The organism is Paenibacillus silviterrae, from assembly GCF_030167925.1.
GTDB lineage: Bacteria > Bacillota > Bacilli > Paenibacillales > NBRC-103111 > Paenibacillus_G > Paenibacillus_G silviterrae.
The window spans coordinates 1235818-1253294 of the sequence record NZ_JASKUT010000002.1 but is presented as its reverse complement, the minus strand read 5'-3'; the positions used below and the strand labels follow the sequence as shown (position 1 = coordinate 1253294).

General features: G+C 52.1%; 13 protein-coding genes. 10 read left to right on the top strand and 3 right to left on the bottom strand.

Annotated features, from left to right (window positions below; all coding sequences use genetic code 11):
- The first annotated feature begins 10 nt into the window (after positions 1-10).
- The gene (locus QMO62_RS28620; protein ID WP_284645904.1) at positions 11-838 is read left to right on the top strand and encodes an AraC family transcriptional regulator; all 828 of its coding nucleotides are present in this window, start codon (positions 11-13) and stop codon (positions 836-838) included.
- 89 nt (positions 839-927) lie between these two features.
- Here the strand turns inward: QMO62_RS28620 and QMO62_RS28615 are convergent, their stop codons facing one another.
- Positions 928-1770: a helix-turn-helix transcriptional regulator gene (locus tag QMO62_RS28615; protein ID WP_284645903.1), complete on the bottom strand. Its 843-nt coding sequence runs from the start codon at positions 1768-1770 to the stop codon at positions 928-930.
- Positions 1771-2014: 244 nt separating this feature from the next.
- On the opposite strand from QMO62_RS28615, the gene QMO62_RS28610 reads away from it, so the two are divergent.
- The 3 genes from QMO62_RS28610 to QMO62_RS28600 all read left to right on the top strand — a co-directional run bounded on the left by QMO62_RS28610 (position 2015) and on the right by QMO62_RS28600 (position 5296).
- Positions 2015-3322, top strand: coding sequence for an ABC transporter substrate-binding protein (locus QMO62_RS28610; protein ID WP_284645902.1), 1308 nt, complete (start codon positions 2015-2017; stop codon positions 3320-3322).
- 150 nt (positions 3323-3472) lie between these two features.
- Positions 3473-4471 (top strand): hydroxyacid dehydrogenase, encoded by a 999-nt coding sequence (locus QMO62_RS28605; protein WP_284645901.1) that lies wholly within the window; start codon positions 3473-3475, stop codon positions 4469-4471.
- A 12-nt stretch (positions 4472-4483) separates the two neighbouring features.
- Positions 4484-5296, top strand: a complete 813-nt coding sequence (locus tag QMO62_RS28600) for a sugar phosphate isomerase/epimerase family protein (RefSeq protein WP_284645900.1) — start codon at positions 4484-4486, stop codon at positions 5294-5296.
- Between the two features lie 55 nt (positions 5297-5351).
- On the opposite strand, the gene QMO62_RS28595 is transcribed toward QMO62_RS28600, so the two are convergent.
- The gene (locus QMO62_RS28595; RefSeq protein WP_284645899.1) at positions 5352-6179 is read right to left on the bottom strand and encodes an AraC family transcriptional regulator; all 828 of its coding nucleotides are present in this window, start codon (positions 6177-6179) and stop codon (positions 5352-5354) included.
- 140 nt (positions 6180-6319) lie between these two features.
- Between QMO62_RS28595 and QMO62_RS28590 the strand changes: the two genes are divergently transcribed.
- From QMO62_RS28590 to QMO62_RS28575, 4 genes are all read left to right on the top strand, one after another.
- Positions 6320-7090, top strand: coding sequence for a sugar phosphate isomerase/epimerase family protein (locus QMO62_RS28590; RefSeq protein WP_284645898.1), 771 nt, complete (start codon positions 6320-6322; stop codon positions 7088-7090).
- Between the two features lie 11 nt (positions 7091-7101).
- Positions 7102-8181 (top strand): Gfo/Idh/MocA family protein, encoded by a 1080-nt coding sequence (locus QMO62_RS28585; RefSeq protein ID WP_284645897.1) that lies wholly within the window; start codon positions 7102-7104, stop codon positions 8179-8181.
- A 174-nt stretch (positions 8182-8355) separates the two neighbouring features.
- Positions 8356-9093 carry a YheC/YheD family protein gene (locus QMO62_RS28580; protein ID WP_284645896.1) on the top strand — a complete coding sequence of 246 codons (738 nt, stop codon included), beginning with the start codon at positions 8356-8358 and terminating at the stop codon, positions 9091-9093.
- Between the two features lie 259 nt (positions 9094-9352).
- Positions 9353-10564 (top strand): ATP-binding protein, encoded by a 1212-nt coding sequence (locus tag QMO62_RS28575; protein WP_348651743.1) that lies wholly within the window; start codon positions 9353-9355, stop codon positions 10562-10564.
- A gap of 72 nt (positions 10565-10636) precedes the next feature.
- On the opposite strand, the gene uidA is transcribed toward QMO62_RS28575, so the two are convergent.
- Positions 10637-12436 carry a beta-glucuronidase gene (gene uidA, locus QMO62_RS28570; RefSeq protein ID WP_284645895.1) on the bottom strand — a complete coding sequence of 600 codons (1800 nt, stop codon included), beginning with the start codon at positions 12434-12436 and terminating at the stop codon, positions 10637-10639.
- A gap of 158 nt (positions 12437-12594) precedes the next feature.
- On the opposite strand from uidA, the gene QMO62_RS28565 reads away from it, so the two are divergent.
- Complete coding sequence (locus tag QMO62_RS28565) at positions 12595-13785, top strand: AraC family transcriptional regulator (RefSeq protein WP_284645894.1); 1191 nt, start codon at positions 12595-12597, stop codon at positions 13783-13785.
- A 213-nt stretch (positions 13786-13998) separates the two neighbouring features.
- The gene (locus QMO62_RS28560) at positions 13999-17433 is read left to right on the top strand and encodes a COG1470 family protein (protein ID WP_284645893.1); all 3435 of its coding nucleotides are present in this window, start codon (positions 13999-14001) and stop codon (positions 17431-17433) included.
- The last annotated feature ends 44 nt before the right edge of the window (positions 17434-17477 follow it).

Genomic DNA, 17477 nt, shown 5'->3' with positions numbered 1-17477 from the left:
GGGATGGGTTATGCAGCGCTTCGCATTTCTTATGCATTCCGAATTGGAAACGAAGCTGCCCGTCTATATGTGCGGCGCAGGCTACTGGACCAGCCAGGAAACCATCATCCGGCCTAAGGGCTATCCGCTGCCGCAATGGCTGTTCTGCACCGATGGGGAAGGGGAGCTGAAGCTGGGCGGGGAAATCTGCAGCGTCAAGCCGGGGATGGGCATTTTCCTGAAGGCCGACGAGCCTCATGAATATCGGGCCATTCGGGAGCCATGGGAGATCTATTGGCTGAATTTCAGCGGGGAGCAAGCAGAACGCATGTCATTGCTGGCGGGTTTGACGCGGTCGGGCGTTTACCGTATTACGAACTATGACTTGATACTGCATCATATGAAGGCAGCGCTTACCTTCGCCCTGTCCGAGAAGCCTCTCGCGGGCATGGAATGCTCGAAGCTGATATACAGCCTGCTGATCGATATCACGAAGTGCATTACCGTACATCAGCCGTCCATCGAACAAAATTACATGCGGCTTACGCCGGTCTTCAACTATATGGAACAGCATTACGCAAGCAAAATCTCGCTTGAGGAATTGGCGGAGCTGCTTGGCGTGTCGACGCAGCATTTATGTCTGCTGTTCCGCAAGATCGTGCATTGCCGACCTATCGAATATTTGAACCGGCTGCGAATTAACAAAAGTAAGGAGCTTATGCTGAAGGAATGGGATGCACGGGTAGGAGAAATCGCACGCAGAGTCGGGTTTGATACACCAAGCTATTTCAGCACGCTGTTTAGGAAGGCCGAAGGCATGAGTCCGGAAACGTTCCGCAGACTTAATGGCATGAGGTGATAGGTGGATAGAATTGCAGGATCCGTTTTTTTTCGGCATTCAACGCGGAGCGCGGGGCTTGGCAGAGCCCCGGGCCGCTTCTATCTGCCCTAACGCGTGCTTTTGCGATAATGTCCCGGGGTAGAGCCGGTTATTTTTTTGAACGTCACGTTAAAATTGGCCGTATGCTCGAAGCCGGTCGCCTCCGCAACGGCACCGATCGGAATTGACGTTTCCCGAAGCAGCCGTTTGGCCTCACGAATGCGTACGAGCTGAAGATATTCCTTGAAGTGGAAGCCGGTAATGCTGCGGAATATTCGGCTTAAGTACGACGGACTGATATAAAAGCGCCTCGCGACATCATTCAGCGTCAGCCCGGTGGCATAATGCTCAACTACATATGCGGCAATTTCGGAAACCTTCTGATGCATGGGGTGAGAGGAATGGGCAAAGCGCTGGCTCTGCTTCCTTTCGTTCCGGTGCATGAGAACCAGCAGCTGCGTGAGACTTGCCCGTACAAAGGCGGAGCAGCCTTCCTCTTGCCCTTGGCACTCGTGAATCATTCTTCGCAGCAGCTCCTCAACGGCCGCCTGTTCATTCACGGAAAACCGAAAAATGCGGGAGGGTCGCTCCTGGGGAAGCAAGTGAATTCGAGCGCGTGCCAGCTCCGGCTGAATGAACGCATCGGTGAAGTTGACCAGGATCCGTTCGCACTTCGACGCTTCCGAGCTTGTCGACCTGTGAGGATCGTTCGGATTAATCAGAATCATATCGCCCTTCTGGAGCAAGTACACTGTTTCGTTCAGGAAGAAGATGCGTTCCCCTTCCATCACATACAAGATTTCATAAGAAGGGTGCGCATGGGGGCCGCGCATCTGGCCGACCAAATTTGTGTAATGTATGGAAAAATCATTATCCTCAATGGCATATTTGACGATGGATAAGTCGCTCATGTGTCAGCCCCCGTGACCTTAATTAGCTTCATCGTACCACATGGATAGGAGACAAGGAAGCTTTCCGAATGGCTCAACGTGACAAAAAAAGCAAAAAAATAGGAGAATAACGCAAAGAATTTTTGTTTTTTTGTATGCTATCATGAAGTATAACAACGGCACACAGAAAACAATCGCTTCCAGAACATGCATCATGAGCCCGACTCATAAAGTGCTGCATATTAAGAAGGAGGTCGTGTTTTTTATGTTGAAAAAAGGTTTCGTACTCTCCGCAGCCAGTCTCCTTATTTTAAGCGCTTGCAGCGGCCAAGTGGCCCAGAATCCCGGGGATTCGCCGAAGCCGGTGCAGAGTAAGGACCCGGTTGAGCTGGTGGTTTATTCGACGGCAGCTACGTCGGAGGAGGAATTCAAGCAGAAGTTTACCGATCCGATCGAAAAGCAATTTCCCGAAATCAAGCTTAAATATATTAAAAAAGGGACAGGCACCAATATTGATGAATTGGTTTCCGCTGGCCAGCATATCGATCTCTATTATGAAAGCGTTAACTTTTTCCACACGATGACCCGATATGGCCTCGCCACAGATATGTCCGACCTCATTAAGAAGCACAATGTCGATATCAGCGCGTTCGAGCCTACGATGATCGATTATGCGAGGGCGATGTCCGGCAACGGCATTTACGGTCTCCCGGTATCGACGGAGAATGTTATTTTGTTCTATAACAAGGATATTTTCGATAAGTTCGGAGTGTCTTACCCGAAAAACGGGATGACATGGAATGAAATACACGACCTGGCCAAGAAGCTGACCCGTAATGAGGGCGGTAAGCAATATTTGGGCTTTGTTGCGTCGCCGGCACATACGCTTAGGGCGAATCAGTACTCGCTCACGTTCCTGGATCCGAAGACGGACAAGGCGACGATTAACGCCAACGAAAAGTGGAAGCAGGTATATCAAACGTACTATATCGAAGGTTCGACCGATGCAGGCTACAAGGCTGTGATGGGAACGTTGAAGAACAAGCTCCCGTATAAGGACGCCTTCCTCAAAGATAGAAATCTTGCCATGTTCGCTTATTTGTCTCAATTGGACTGGGCCGCAGGCGGCGCGGAGGGAATGAACTGGGATATCGCCTCCTTGCCAACCTTTAGCGATCTGCCGGGGGTCGGCTCCTCCGCTTATCCGTTCTACTGGGGCGTCACCGCCCAAAGCAAGCATAAAGACGAAGCGATGGCCGTCATTAAATACCTGACCGGCAAGGAGTACCAGACCAAGCAGGTTCGTGGAGGAACGATGACGACGCTTAAAGACGACGCGATCAAGAAGCAGTTCGGCGAGGACAGCAAGCATAAGGACAAAAACCTGAGCGCGGTGTTCCATAATAAGTATGCACCGCTTCCGGCGAAGTCGATGGTCGAGGGCGACGCTCAGCCGGCTTACGAAAACGCGGTTCATGAAGCGGCCCTTGGCACGGCGGATCTCAATACGCTGTTCCGTACCATAGAAGAGACGGCGAATAAAGCGGCGGAAAGCGCAAAAGCGAAGAAATAATTCAATAAGCCATGAATTCGCTTGGATTGCGGATTCATGGTCTTTTTTTGGCCTCCTGCGGATAAAGAAACGACAAGTAAAGACAAAAGGTATCCCTTTGGGGCAAGCAAGTGTCATGCTAAAATATAGAAGGGGAGAGGAGCCCATCGCATGAAAACCTTGGTAACGATATGGAAGAAGGAGCTCCGTGAGTTATTTTTCTCCGACGAGGTGGTCAGTAGACTGCATGAGGTTTCCGATGTGGATTGGGTGACGGCAGGGGAGCCCTATGAAGCGAAGCAGCTGCTGCAGGATATAGGCAGCTACGATGCGGTACTGACTTCATGGGGTTCGCCGAAGCTGACCGCCGAGATTGTAGCTGGGGCCCATAAGCTCCAATTTATCGGACACGCCGCCGGTACACTTATTCCCTACGTGGATCCCCTTGTCTTCCGCAAGAGGATCACGGTGGTCAATGCCAACATGGCCTTGTCGAAATCGACGGCTGAGCTTACCCTTGCTTTGATGCTGGCCGGATCCTGGAATATTTGCAGCTTGCGCGATCAGCTTCGCTCGGGAATCTGGGGAGGAAACGGGGGGACCGTGAACGGTCTATACGGACAGCCGGTAGGCATTGTCGGCATTGGTGAGGTGGCGAGGGAGGTCATCAACCTGCTTCGCGGCTTCCATACGAACATCAGGTTGTTTTCTCCTTATTGCAGCGAAGAAGAAGCACAGCAGCTCGGCGTTACCCTATGCAGCTTAGAGGAGCTGCTGTGCGAAAGCCGTATCGTATCCCTTCACGATACACTGACACCTGCTACACGGGGAATGATTACCCGGGAGAAGCTTCAATTGCTTCCCGACGGCGCACTGCTGGTGAACACCGCCCGGGGAGCGCTGGTGGAAGAGGAGGCCTTGTGGCAGGAGCTGTCCTCCGGGCGAATCCATGCAGCGTTAGATGTATATCATCAAGAGCCGCTAGCGGCGGAGAATCCCTTGCTAAAGCTGCCGAATGTGATTTGCCTGCCTCATATCGGGGCTTTCTCGAGCTACTGGAAGGCACAGCTGGGGGCGATGGTGGTGGAGGATTTGACCCGTTTTGCCTCGGGACTCCCTGTATTGCGGGGGATAACGGAGGAGCGTTTCTTACGAATGACCCATCGTTAAGGAGGACTGCAGATGAAATTATCGTTTACCACATTGGGCTGTCCGGATTGGGATCTACAGCTGATCATCGGGAGAGCGGCCGAGTACGGCTTCGACGCCATTGATTTCCGGGGCTTGAACGGCGAGCTCCAACTTTATAAGCTGCCGGAGTTTGCAGAATTCGCCCGCAGCACCAAGGAGGCAATAAAGGATGCGGGGCTGACGGTATCCTGCTTCTCCAGCTCGGTAAAGGCTTTTTCGGCCGGTGATCTGGATCCCAATATAGAGGAAATCCGGTCGTATGCGAAATTGTGCTCGCTGTTCGAAACGCCTTACATCCGCATATTCGGAGGCGGCATAGGGAATGTAAGCCGTCAGGAGGCCGTAGCTATGATGGTGGCTCACCTCGATAAACTGGGGACGATTGCGAAGGAATATGGAGTGAAGCTTCTGCTTGAAACGCATGATGATTGGACCTCCTGCGCGGATGTGAAGGCGGTTATGGAACAGCTGGATCCCGAAGCGATCGGGGTGCTGTGGGATCTGCATCATCCCTACCGGGTGCTGGGTGAGTCCCCAGAAGAGACACTAGCCGCATTGGGACCATGGATCCACTATACCCATGTGAAGGATTCCCGGCTGACGCCGGACGGCAAGAGGCCTTTCCAATATTGCCGTACGGGGGAAGGAAGCATTCCGCTGCCAGAAATGATCGGTCTCCTTCGCAGCCGCGGGTATGACGGTTATTACACGCTCGAGTGGGAAAAGAAGTGGCATCCCGACCTCGAAGATGCGTCAATCGTCTTCCCGCACTATGTTCAGTATATGAGGCAGTTAACCGAATAAGCCGAAGCAGCAGTCAGAGCCCAGTCGTTCCTCCGAGTGGGCTTTTTCCTGATCCTCAAAGGTCTGTTGTTCGAGAACGTCGCGAACGATAAGCGCTCGGCGGCATTTGATATCGGGCATGAAAGGCTCTGCAGAAGTAGGGATAGCTGTTAAAGCCTGCCGCTTCGGCGATGTCTTCGAGTCTCATATCGCTCACAAGTAAACGTTCCGCCGCGATGGTCAATCGAACATTGACGGCATACCGCATGATGGATTGCCCGAACGTCTTGGAAAATATATGCGATGCGGTGGAAACGCTGATATCATGCTGCTTCGCGATTTCCTTAAGCGTTAGCGGTTCCGTAGCATGAAGCTCAATGTACTGTTTTAACCGGTAGGGCAAATATTGATCATTCCTTGCGTTGCCTGTGACCCGGTTGCGAACGGCGCGCTCCAAGGTCAGGTAGAGCACCCGAAGCAAATAGTCCAGCAGCTCCGCATTATCTTCCCGAATATTCCGTTTCTCATAGACGATACGCCGCCATAAGGATACAACCTCATCACTTACCCCAACGCTTGCATGCTCCGGGAAGGAGCCTGCTCCGCACTTGTCCTCGATCCATGTTCCCGAGCAGTACAAGTAGTAATCAGCGCTGTCAATCGGCAGCGAGCCGTTGTCCGACGGTTCGGAGTCGATCATCAATTGATAGGACTCTCCTGGCCTTGAAAGGATGAGATCTCCCGGTTTCAAAGGGTACCAGGTTCCGTTAAGGCTTGCTTTACATGTCCCTTTCACTTGCAATCGGAGCAGAAATCCGGTTATTTGGCTTTTCTTTCTACTATAATACGGCTTGCGGTGCTGCGAGTATCCCGCATGATGAAGGGTGGCTTCGGATAAGCCCATACTCTCGCCTCCTAATGGGGTTGTTATGATTACAAAACAACATTATGCAAGATAAGTCAAGAGTAGCTGAATAAGTCATTCCTATCCAATTGAACGCTTATTATACTTTACTTAACAACATACAAAGGAGTGATATGGCAGTGAAGAACAACATCGCCGTGCAGCTGTACACATTGCGGGAAGAGTGCAAGTCGGATTTTCCGAAAGTGCTTCGGGAAATAAGTCAAATGGGATATGACGGAGTCCAATTCGCAGGCTTCCATGATTATGATCCTCTAGAATTGAAAGCGGTTATTTCGGAAACCGGTCTCGGTGTAGCCGGTATGCATTATAGCTACAAATTTCTGGCAGAGACTACAGCTCAGGCTATCGAGGAGGCCAAGTTGTTCGGTACACCGGATCTTGTGTGCTCAAGTATGATACAGGAGCTTCGAAGCACGGAAGGATACATCGCTGCGAAAGAGGAGCTGAACGCGATAGCCAAACGGATAAAGCCGAATGGCATGCGTCTCAGCTACCATAACCATGCGTATGAATTTGATACGAGCATTGACGGCAGGGACGCGTTGTCGTATTTACTGGACCCGGCAGAAGAGAACGACATTCTCGCGGAAATCGATGTTTACTGGGTCAAAAAGGGCGGACGAGATGTGACGTCGTTCCTTAAGCCGTACGTAGGCCGCATGCCGATCATTCACCTGAAGGACATGTCAGACGACGCAGAGAAGTCCTTCGCTCCGGTCGGTACCGGCACCATCGATTTCACTTCGATTCTACAATGGGGGGAAGCCTCCGGTGTTGAATGGTACGTTGTCGAGCAGGACGTATGCAAGTCCGATCCGATGGAATGCGTCCGGACAAGCCTGGCTCATTTGAGCAAGCAGTTTGACGCTTTAAAGATGAAACGATAGGGGGATCCAATATGGGCAAAAAGTGGAAGGTCGGCATTGTAGGAACAGGGAACATATTTAAGACCGCGCATATGAAGACCTGGATGGAGCATCCGGAAACGGAGATCGTGGCGGTATGCGATACGAATTTGGAGCGTGCGCAAGGCATCGCCGAATCGATCGGTTTGGACCAATCGAAAGCGTATGGAGATTACAAGGAGATGCTTCGCTCGCAGGAGGATATAGAGGTTATCGATATTTGTACGCCTAACCTGTACCACTCCATCGTTGCGATTGATGCGCTAAAGGCCGGCAAGCATGTTTTCTGCGAAAAGCCGGATGCCGTGAATCCGCAGGAAGCCCAAAAGATGGCCGATGCGGCCGCAGTCAGCGGAAAGCTGCTCATGACCATGCGAAACAACCGGTTCACGCCGGGTGCCCAATTTCTAAAGCGATATATTGCGGAGGGGAACGCCGGAGAAATCTATACCGGTCGCTGCGGGTGGGTGCGTAGACGCGGGATTCCCGGCAAGGGCGGATGGTTTACAACAAAGGAGCTGTCCGGGGGCGGACCGCTCATTGACTTAGGGGTTCATTTTATCGATGTGGCAATGTGGTTTATGGGCAATCCGAAGCCGGTAGCTGTCAGCGGTGCGGTGTATACAAAGTTTGCCAGCAGCGAGCTGTCGGATTCGATCCACAGCTCATTCGGGGAAAGTCAGAAGGATGGTACCTTCGATGTAGAGGATTTGGCCACGGGCTTCATTCGATTTGATAATGGAGCCACCCTTCAGATTGAATTCAGCTGGGCCTCCAACATCGGGGAAGAGACTAATTTCGTCGAGCTGCGGGGAACGAAGGCTGGGGTAAGCCTCAAACGGGGACAGGCGCAAATCTTCACGGAATCAGCGGGGCAATTAACCAATGTGGAGCCGGTCATCAAGAACCGCCAGGTAGACGCACATGGAGAGAACATCAAGCATTTTATCAACTGCTTGGCTGGCCGTGAGGAGCCGATCATTCTGCCATCGCAAGGCGTAGATATGATAAAGATTTTGACGGCGATATATGAGTCTGCGGAGACGGGACGGGAAATTCGATTATCGTGGTAATTAGTGCGGCAGTCCGGGATGGCTTCAATGCCCAGGGCTGCCGTTTTTGTTTGACGACGATTTTCTTTTTGGGTTACCAATATTTGGATCCATTAGGCAATGGCCGTTGCTGGGAACCATTCCTAGTCATACATTACCGTAAAAGAAGTCCATGCTGCCGAGGAGGAGCTGTACTTGGGAAAAATACGTTTTCACCGTATGTTTCAACGGGAGCCAAAGCTGCGGGCCTACTTGCCAAGCACGGCGATCTGCAATCCCGAACGACTGAGGGAGTATTTGCAGCGCTATCGCACAGTGTTTATTAAGCCGGATGGAGGCTGTCGCGGAATAGGAATCGTTAAGGTTTGGCAGGGGAATGACCGCATTTCTTTCGTGAAAATCAAAGGGAAGCCGCAATCCGTTCCGACCATTCATGCCTTGTATAAGAGACTGCACTTATCCCGTCGACCTCACATTGTACAGCAGGCTATTCAACTAGCACAAATCAACGGCAGACCCTTCGATATTCGCGTGATGATGATGAGAGATCAACGGAATCGCTGGATATGTACCGGAATGGTCGCCAAAGTGGCGGGCGCGGATAGTGTAATAACCAATGTTGGCAGAGGCAAAGGCTGTGTTATGTCCATAAACAAAGCACTGGAAAAGTCCTTAGGACTTACCGGGGGGCAGGCTGCAAGGAAGAAGGAAGAGCTTATTAGAGTAGCTTCTTTATGCACCCGCATTTATAGCCGAACAAGATATGAATGGCAGATCGGATATGATCTGGCGCTGGACCGGAAGGCCAAGGTGTGGTTTATCGAATCCAATCCGAGGGTGCCTGCGCATAATTTGTTTTTGAAGGAGCCGGAGTCTTACCGAAAGATAAAACAGCTCGCAGCCTTCCATAGAAGCAAGGGGGGGACTAGGTAAACGCCATAAGAAACCAATCTTGCGAAAAGACACACGAACTGGGTGTCTTTTTTCTTGTGCAACAACGGATTTCCTATTCCAGGCCGTTTAAGCTTCCTGCTGCATTCTCCGAGTTGAATTTGTTGTACCATTTACACCCCAAATAGGTTATGTTTATAGTGTTACTTGACAATGCAGACGGGGGTATATAGGTTTGGACGAGCTCGAACCGTTATTGTTAAATGTTCTGTTTATTATTATTTTCTTATTGTTCATACCGATGTTTATGCACATCAATCGATTCAACAGATTGGCTACTTTCCATAAAAGAAAGTGGATTCAACTTATATCTGCCGGTATTGCCAGTATCAGCTGTATTATGTTCCCCATCACAATTGTCGAGGGCTACATATATGATTTGCGGTTAATTGCCGTTGTGCTCGGAGGGCTCTACGGGGGAGTTGCAGGAAGCATATTTTTAGTTGCCGCCACACTGACGTTCCGGTGGTTTTGGCTCGGCGGTTCGGGGGCCTCGGCTTCAATTATCGTTTGTACCATACTTCTGTTAGTTATCATTTTACTGACTAAACACTATGTAAACGCATCCAGACGTCATAAACTCATCCTGGGGAATGCCGTTTCCATGTTCGCCGCCGCACTCGCTTTAACTGTTTCCATCGTCATTTTTCAGGTTGTATTGAATTTGTTTTTTGTTATTTCGTATTTGCTGTTAACGTTGTTCACAACCGCCATAGTCATTTACATCTATGAGGTGTTTCACGAAAATATGTTGATCGGCGAACGGGTGATCAAAGCCGAGAAAATGGAGATGGTCAGCCAACTGTCCTCCTCCATCTCTCATGAAGTGCGTAACCCGCTTGCCGTGGTGAGAGGTTTTTTGCAAATGATGGAGCAAACGGAAATACCCGTTGAAAAAAGAAGCCAGTTTTTAAAAATTTGTATCGGCGAGATCGACAGGGCGAACGACATCATTCAAAATTACTTGACGTTCTCCAAGCCGGCCGTACAAAATGTTGGAATTATGGATATCAAGGATCAGCTGCAAAAGGCAATTCATATCATTAGCCCGCTTGCAAACATGAACTGCGTAGAAATCAAATCGAAATTGGAATCGTACTCTATTAAAGGCGAGCCGCAGCTGCTGCAGCAATGCTTGCTAAACCTTACTAAAAATTGTATTGAGGCCATGCCGGACGGCGGAAGCTTGTACATAGAAACAAAGGTGCAAAACGGGGAGCTTGTTATCGTGATCGCCGATACAGGCAAAGGGATGACGACCGAGCAATTATCTCGCATAGGAGAGCCTTACTTTACTACAAAAGGGCGGGAGGGTACCGGTCTTGGTATGATGACCGCTATGCGAATCATAGAAATGATGCGTGGCAAGCTGACGGTCTCGAGTCATATGAAGAAAGGCACTACGTTTACGATTCGTTTCCCCCTCGAAGCATCCGGCGAACAAGCCAGCTGAAGCAAACCGGTTCACTTCCCTTCGCGGGAGCGGGCCGGTTTTTCTTTTCCCAGCCGGTTCAGAGATTGCAGCTCACCCTTTGTAATTATAATCCGGAATCGCGGACCATCTTCGACGCAGCTCATGCGCCGCGGCCTTAGGCTTTCTCTCCCGGGTAAAAACTCCTTTTTTGTTGCCCTGCACGCGAAGGATTCCTTGACTTGTGTTGAAATCAGCGAAGTTCCATACTTGCTCCCCAACGAAACTGACAAATTCATCGAATATTTCGTGATTGGCCCGTAAATACTCCACTTGATATTCTTCCGTGAACATTACCGGATCGGTATCGTGCAGGCCGGCCACTGTATCTGCGCCGTACTCTGTCATCATAATCGGTTTATCCGGGCAGCGCTGGGTCCATTGCTTTAATTCCTTACGCAGCTTAAGCCTAGCGATCTCTAAAGCACCTCCTTCAGCATACCAGCCGTAGTAGCGGTTTAACGCTAATACATCAACAAGCTCCGCCACTTTACATGTATCAGGTGTGGACCACATATGCGTAACAATGGTAACCGGACGCTGCTGCGGGTCACAGTCCCTTGTTAATTTCACTAACGGTTCGAAATACTCATAAGCTCCTTCCTCTTCGGAGGCGGGCTCGTTGGCGATCGACCACATTACGACGCAGGGATGATTTTTGTCGCGCGCTACGAGTTCTCGGATGACATCTTGATGGTGGCCGAAGGTTCCAATATGCTCCCAGGTATTCCGTCTAACGGGTTGCCCGAACATGGTTGCGGCAAAATTCAAATGAACCCCGACGGCAGGCACTTCGTCAATGACAACGATACCTTCCCGATCCGCGAGCCTCATCAACTCCTCGGAATATGGGTAATGGGCGGTGCGGAACGAATTGGCGCCCATCCATTTCATTAATCGGAAGTCCGTCACATTCACCGCTTCGTCGAAGCCGCGGCCATGGATCGGGGAATCCTCATGCTTGCCAAAGCCTTTGAAATAAAAAGGCTTACGGTTGATCAGGAACTGGCCGTTCTTCACTTCCACCGTCCGGATGCCAAAGGGCTGCTCGTAGACGTCAATCGGACTTCCATCCTGATGTAGCTCAACCCGGAGCGTATAGAGGTAGGCATTAAGCGGCTCCCAAAGTATGGCCGACGGGATCCGGTACTGCCCCCTGTGGCCCTCGACCTGCGCTACGACTCCGCCGGATTCGTCGATGACGCTCGTCTTTACGTCAGCTTGCCCTTCCACGAAGATTTCATAATCGACAATCCCCATAGTATCCTGCCAATCCGTAACTACCGTAATATCTTTGATATAGACGTCTGGTGTCGTATATAGCTTGACAGGTCTGTGGATACCGGCGTAGTTAAAAAAGTCGAAGTTAGGGCTGTTGCGCGCGACCTTCCCCATGCCTTCGATCTCGACCTCGTTGTAGTTGCCAACCGGAAGCGTCGTTTCATCAACGATATTGTTAACGGCTACGGTTATGCGGTTTTTGCCCGGTATTACCACACTTTGAATCTCCGCTTCGAAGGGAGTGAAGCCGCCTTTATGCTCCGCGACCAAAGCTCCGTTGATATAAACCTTAGCCGTATGGGTGACAGCGCCCAAACGTAATACCAGCCGCTCGGAGGACAGCATAGCCGGCACCGTGAATTCCCTTTCGTACCACACCCACCCGACGTGATTGCGGATATCTGCACTTACACCGACATCATTATAGGATGCTGGAACAGCCATTGAAATGGCATGGGTGAGCTTATTTTCGTGCCACTTTTCTTCAAAGCCATTGCCGGTGTCCAGTTTAAATGACCAAATTCCGTTTAAATCGAGAATTCCTCTTGTTTCGGTAACGATAGGGTATAGCATAACATCCATCTCCCATCTCATTTGAAATCGCTAACATAGTTACATTATACTTAGAACTTGAATGGAGATTATAATACTAAGTTAGCATTTATAGGACCAAATTAGCATGGAGGGGCAGACGAAGGAATATGATTTCAGCCGGAACGACTGTATTTTACTTGACTGACCTGAATACCTACATTTGGGATGACTCAGCCGGTCTGAAGCTGTCCTTCGAAAGGACTTCACTGCCGGAGTTTCTCAAAGAGCTGCAGGCCGCCGACTTCTGGGCAATGTTGTGCGCAGTGCGCAAAAATCCGGACCAGGCTTCCGTCTATACGAATGTCCATGGCCTCTCTTACGTTGCAGCGTTATGGAAACAGGGCGGAGAGAACATGCTTTTTGCAGCCGGCCCTTTTCTGACACACCTGCCCGAACTATCCAAGCTTACATACGGAATGAATTACGAACAGAGCGAGAAGATCGTTTTGGAAGCTTTTTTTCGAGGACTGAAGCTTATGGGGAATTCCCAAATCCGGAGCATAGCGAGTATTGTGCACCGAATCGGCGAGATTCCTCAGATTTCATTGCAATATATAGACGTACGCCAAGCCAATGCAGTCAAAAGCGGACAACGGAGAGCTCCTCTGCAGGAGGCGATGGATCAGCCGGATCCCGGGTATGCCGATCTGATTGAGCTCAGATACAACCTGGAGAAGCAAATGATGCACGCGGTCGAGCTTGGGGACATTGCTAGGCTCAAACAGTCGTTACTGAAATCACGGGATTTGTTCGACTTCTCCGAGCGTTATCCCGGGAGGCCGCTCAGGGCGCTCAAAAACGGACTCATCGTGTTAAACACGATTCTGCGAATATCCGCCGAGCAGGGGAAGGTACCTCCTTTCTTTCTGCATCATTTATCTGAGAAATTTGCGATTGAGATCGAGCGTTTGGAAAGCTTGGACATGCATCAGAGGCTGGTGGAGCAAATGTGCATGGAGTATTGCAGCTTAGTGAGAGAATATACGCTGGCAGGGTACTCGGCTCTCGTCCAGAAGGCGGTCGGTTACCTGGAGGTGCATCTAGGGCAGCCCTTTGAGCTCGAAGGAATAGCGCGATATTGTTCCGTTCACCCGGCACATCTCTCCCGGCAATTCAAGAAAGAAACCGGATATACGTTGACGGATTTTCTGAATAGGCTGCGAGTCCGGGAAGCTAAAGCGCGGCTCCGGTTGGACCGCAGTCCCATTGAAGAGATTGCGTCGAAGCTCGGCTTTGAGGATCCCTCGTACTTTGCCCGTGTGTTTAAGAAGCAGGAGGGTGTGACGCCTTCGCAATATCGAAATTCGAAGGATGAAAGTTCTGACTAATAGAATAAAGCGCCAACTCCTTAAAAAACCGCAGACATCAGTTAAAAAACCGGACGGTCAACCGGCTGAGTTTATGTTACAAAGAGAGGAAGAGGCGGAATTGTTGCATTCTAAACATATCGTGATTATTTAAAGTTCCTTGTCATGTGACACATCCCTTATACTCGTGGGGCACATCATTACTTAGTTGAAGGAACGATATTGATGAACCTTATGGAAAAATCTCATGAATGGACAGGGCTGCGCACGGTGCCAAACGGAATTGAAGAAGCTCCCGAATACAGGCTTGCTGCCGGAGAAGAAGCCCGGTACACCTATGACCATGCAGCGGATTGGAGAGCCTGGGACGGCATCGCGCTGGAGGTTTGGGTTCCGCAGGGCGAGACCGTGGAGCTGACACTGGAGGTGATACCACTTCGTGTCGGCAGGCCTGAGTATATCACGTCTGCCACGGCGACCGCGGTTGTGGCCGGACAGGGCTGGATGCCGGTGGAGCTGAGCTTGGACACATTTGATTATATGAAAATGACAAACGCCTTCTGGCGCTTGATCCACCAAGTAAGCATCCGAGCCAAGCGGCAGGAATGCGGCAGCGGCGTCGAGGAGGAAATTCGCCTTCGCGGGCTGTGCCTGAAACGGCGCGGCTTGGTCACGCTGAATGCGGAACGATTGTCTTATGCGGCGGAGGCCGGGGACTATGCCGGTTATTCGGTCCAGGTGACCAATGAGTCCGCTGTGCGGCAAGCCGTTGCGCTTCGTCTGGACAGCTACGGCTTTGAGTCCGTGCAGCCTGCGGTAGAACCGAATACGCTGCTGTTAGACCCCGGTCAATCGGAGCGGGTAACGATCCGTGCGTTCATTCACGAAGGCATGGCTCCCGGCGGCTTTGAGAAGCTTACGCTGGTCGCCTTGCCGAACGGCGATGTGCGAAGCGAGCAAAGGCTGACTCTCTATGCGGTACGCCGGCTGCCGCACCCGTATATTATGCATACGGAAAGCGGCTGGGATGATGTGCTGCACAACGTCCGGAAATACGATTGGGCGAAGCGGGAGCTGGAGCATTATATCGCGAAAGCTGAAGCATGGGTGGTCCCGGAGACGCAAGGGGCCGGAGCGGCTTATGCCTATGAGCTTGCGGAGCGCTTCAATCTGCATGCCGCAGGTGTGGCATGGAAGCTGACCGGAAGGCAGGAGCTGCTGGAGAAGGCGATGCTGTTCCTCCGCCGATTCGTCGATCCGGTGCAAGGCTATCCGTCCACCGATGCGCCGGTGTTTCATATATATTCCTCGCCGGAGGAGCTGGAGCTGAAGACGCCTCGGGCGGTAAAGGTATGCGGAGGCGGTCTGATCCATGAAGGTGAATTCATGCTGGATGTCGCTTCCGTTTACGATCTGCTGTACGATGCTCCGGGCTGGTCGCAAGAGGATCGCCATCGGGTTGAGGCGGCCTTCCGGCTGTTCATAGAAAAGGTCGATTGGATGATAACGGACGGAGATACCAATAACATTCCGTCCGGTGGAATGGCGGGGGCGCTGCTGTGCAGTCTCGTCCTGCAGGATATGCACTGGATCCGCCGATTCATCCACGGACCCGGCGGATTCGCGGATATGGTGGCGACGGGAATTTTGGATGACGGCTGGTACTTTGAGGTGGCAACGAATTACGTGCAGCTGTTCGCAGACATGTTCACCAGGGTCGTGCAGGCCTGCGAGCCATGGGGGCTGGGCCTGAAGCACCTGCAAGTACCCCCGTCTTATCGTCGCAATGCGATGCTGTCGCCTTGGTCGCTGCCCCGCGAGCAACGTTTCCTCGGGATGTCCTTCGAGAAATACGGTCCGGTGAAGCGGAATTACCGGTCGGTCCGGGACGTATGGGATGCCATGCTTCCGTTCGTTGATCATCGCGGGATCTTGTTCGGAACGAACGATTCGACGGATAAGGATATGGTAAGAGCCTATGATCTTGCCTATTACATCTGGAGAGACCCGAAATACGCCTCCGTTCTGAAGGGTGCTGACAGAAGGGATTTGGTCTATGGTGTCGGCGAGCACCCGGTCGACGTACCGAAGCATGCGGAGGCTTCAGCTTACGCGGATAATGCGGGACTGGCGATACTGCGTTCGCAGAAGGACACGCGCATTGAGGCCGTGATCAAGTACGGCACACACGGCGGGTATCACGGCCACTTCGACCGGACCGGACTTGTCGCATTGATGAGGTACGGCAAGAATGCTTACGGCCCTCTTGCTTCCTGGTACGGCTACCATTCCTTCATGTTCAAAATGTGGGTGCAGGCTTCCCTATCCCACAACATGGTAGTCGTTGACGGGCGAATGCAGGAGCCGGTTGAATCGAAGCGGCTGCTGTTTCACGCAGGACGCATGCTGAATGCTTGCGTAGTGGAAACGGTGGCGCGCTGGTGTGACCCGCCGTATGGCGGCCAGACGCCTTACCCCGAATCGTTCCCGCGGGAACGAGGCTGGATCGAAGGGCGCGAGCTGCCTGAGACCTTCTCTCAGCGGGAGCAGGGGTCCGTCGGAGCCTACTCGGAGCCGGTTCTGCAGCGGCGGCTCGTAGCGGTTACGGACGATTATGTTGTAATCGCGGACTATCTGCGCGGGGAACAGGAGCATGTGTATGATTGTCTGAACCATTATCAAGGCTATCTGGGTCTTGAGGCGAGGAAGTCGACCCACGTAAGACATACAGGGAAAATGGATGAAAATCCTTTCGGTGCGGGTCAATTCATCACCGATTGCGACTGGTATGCTTGCGAAGCGCCTGCTCTCCTTCGATTCTCACATGATTATGACCGGTGGAAGGATGACAGCGAGGGCCGTCATATGCTGCACAATGAAGAGGGCCGGATGGAGCTGCATCTCAGGTCGCTATGGCCTCCGAAGCAGGAGATCATGACCGGCTGGTACGCGGAAGCGGCTCCCGTAAACAAGCGGCTGCGTTACGAAATTCTCGCAGACGACAGGCTCCTGGAGCAGGGTCAAATCGGCGCCTGGATTCTCGGCAAGCGGAAGATTCGCGTACCGCTGGAAGGGGCCGCCTCGTTCACCCTTCGCGTCAATGTCGAGAAGGCGTCCCGCAAGACGGTCTTCTGGGGCGACCCGGCAGTGCTTATGCAGGATGGACGGCGTATACGTCTGCAGGAGCTTCCGGTCGAATACCGGAACGTGGATACCGGGAATGGACCCGGTCAGGATTATTACGGAGGTCCGGTGCATCTTGAAGGAGAGCCGTACCCGGACGCATTGCCGTTCGAGCCTGCGGATACCAAGGAGCCGGCCGAAGCCGTCTATGACCTCACGGGATGGGAGGCGGTCGCCTTCGAGGCTGTGATCGGAGGCGACTATCCGCTCGGTGACGATCCGGCGCGGCGTAAGACGATCAGCATCCGCCAAACAGGCAGGGAGGCGTTGTTCCTGACGCTGCTGGAGCCGCACCGGGAGTGCCCGGCCATTGCTTCGGCCGAAGCGATGGCAGCTGGGAAGCTGGCGGTGCGGCTAGCGGACGGAAGGCTGCAGGAGCTGGAGCTGGAAGGCTTTTACGAAGCTCAAGCGGAGCCTCGTATTAGCATCCGGGAGTGGAAGGAAGGGCAGCTGCTGCGGCAGGAAACTGCCAACACACACGCATGACAGGCCGCCTCCGGAGGACACGCGTTATGGATTAGACCGAAGAC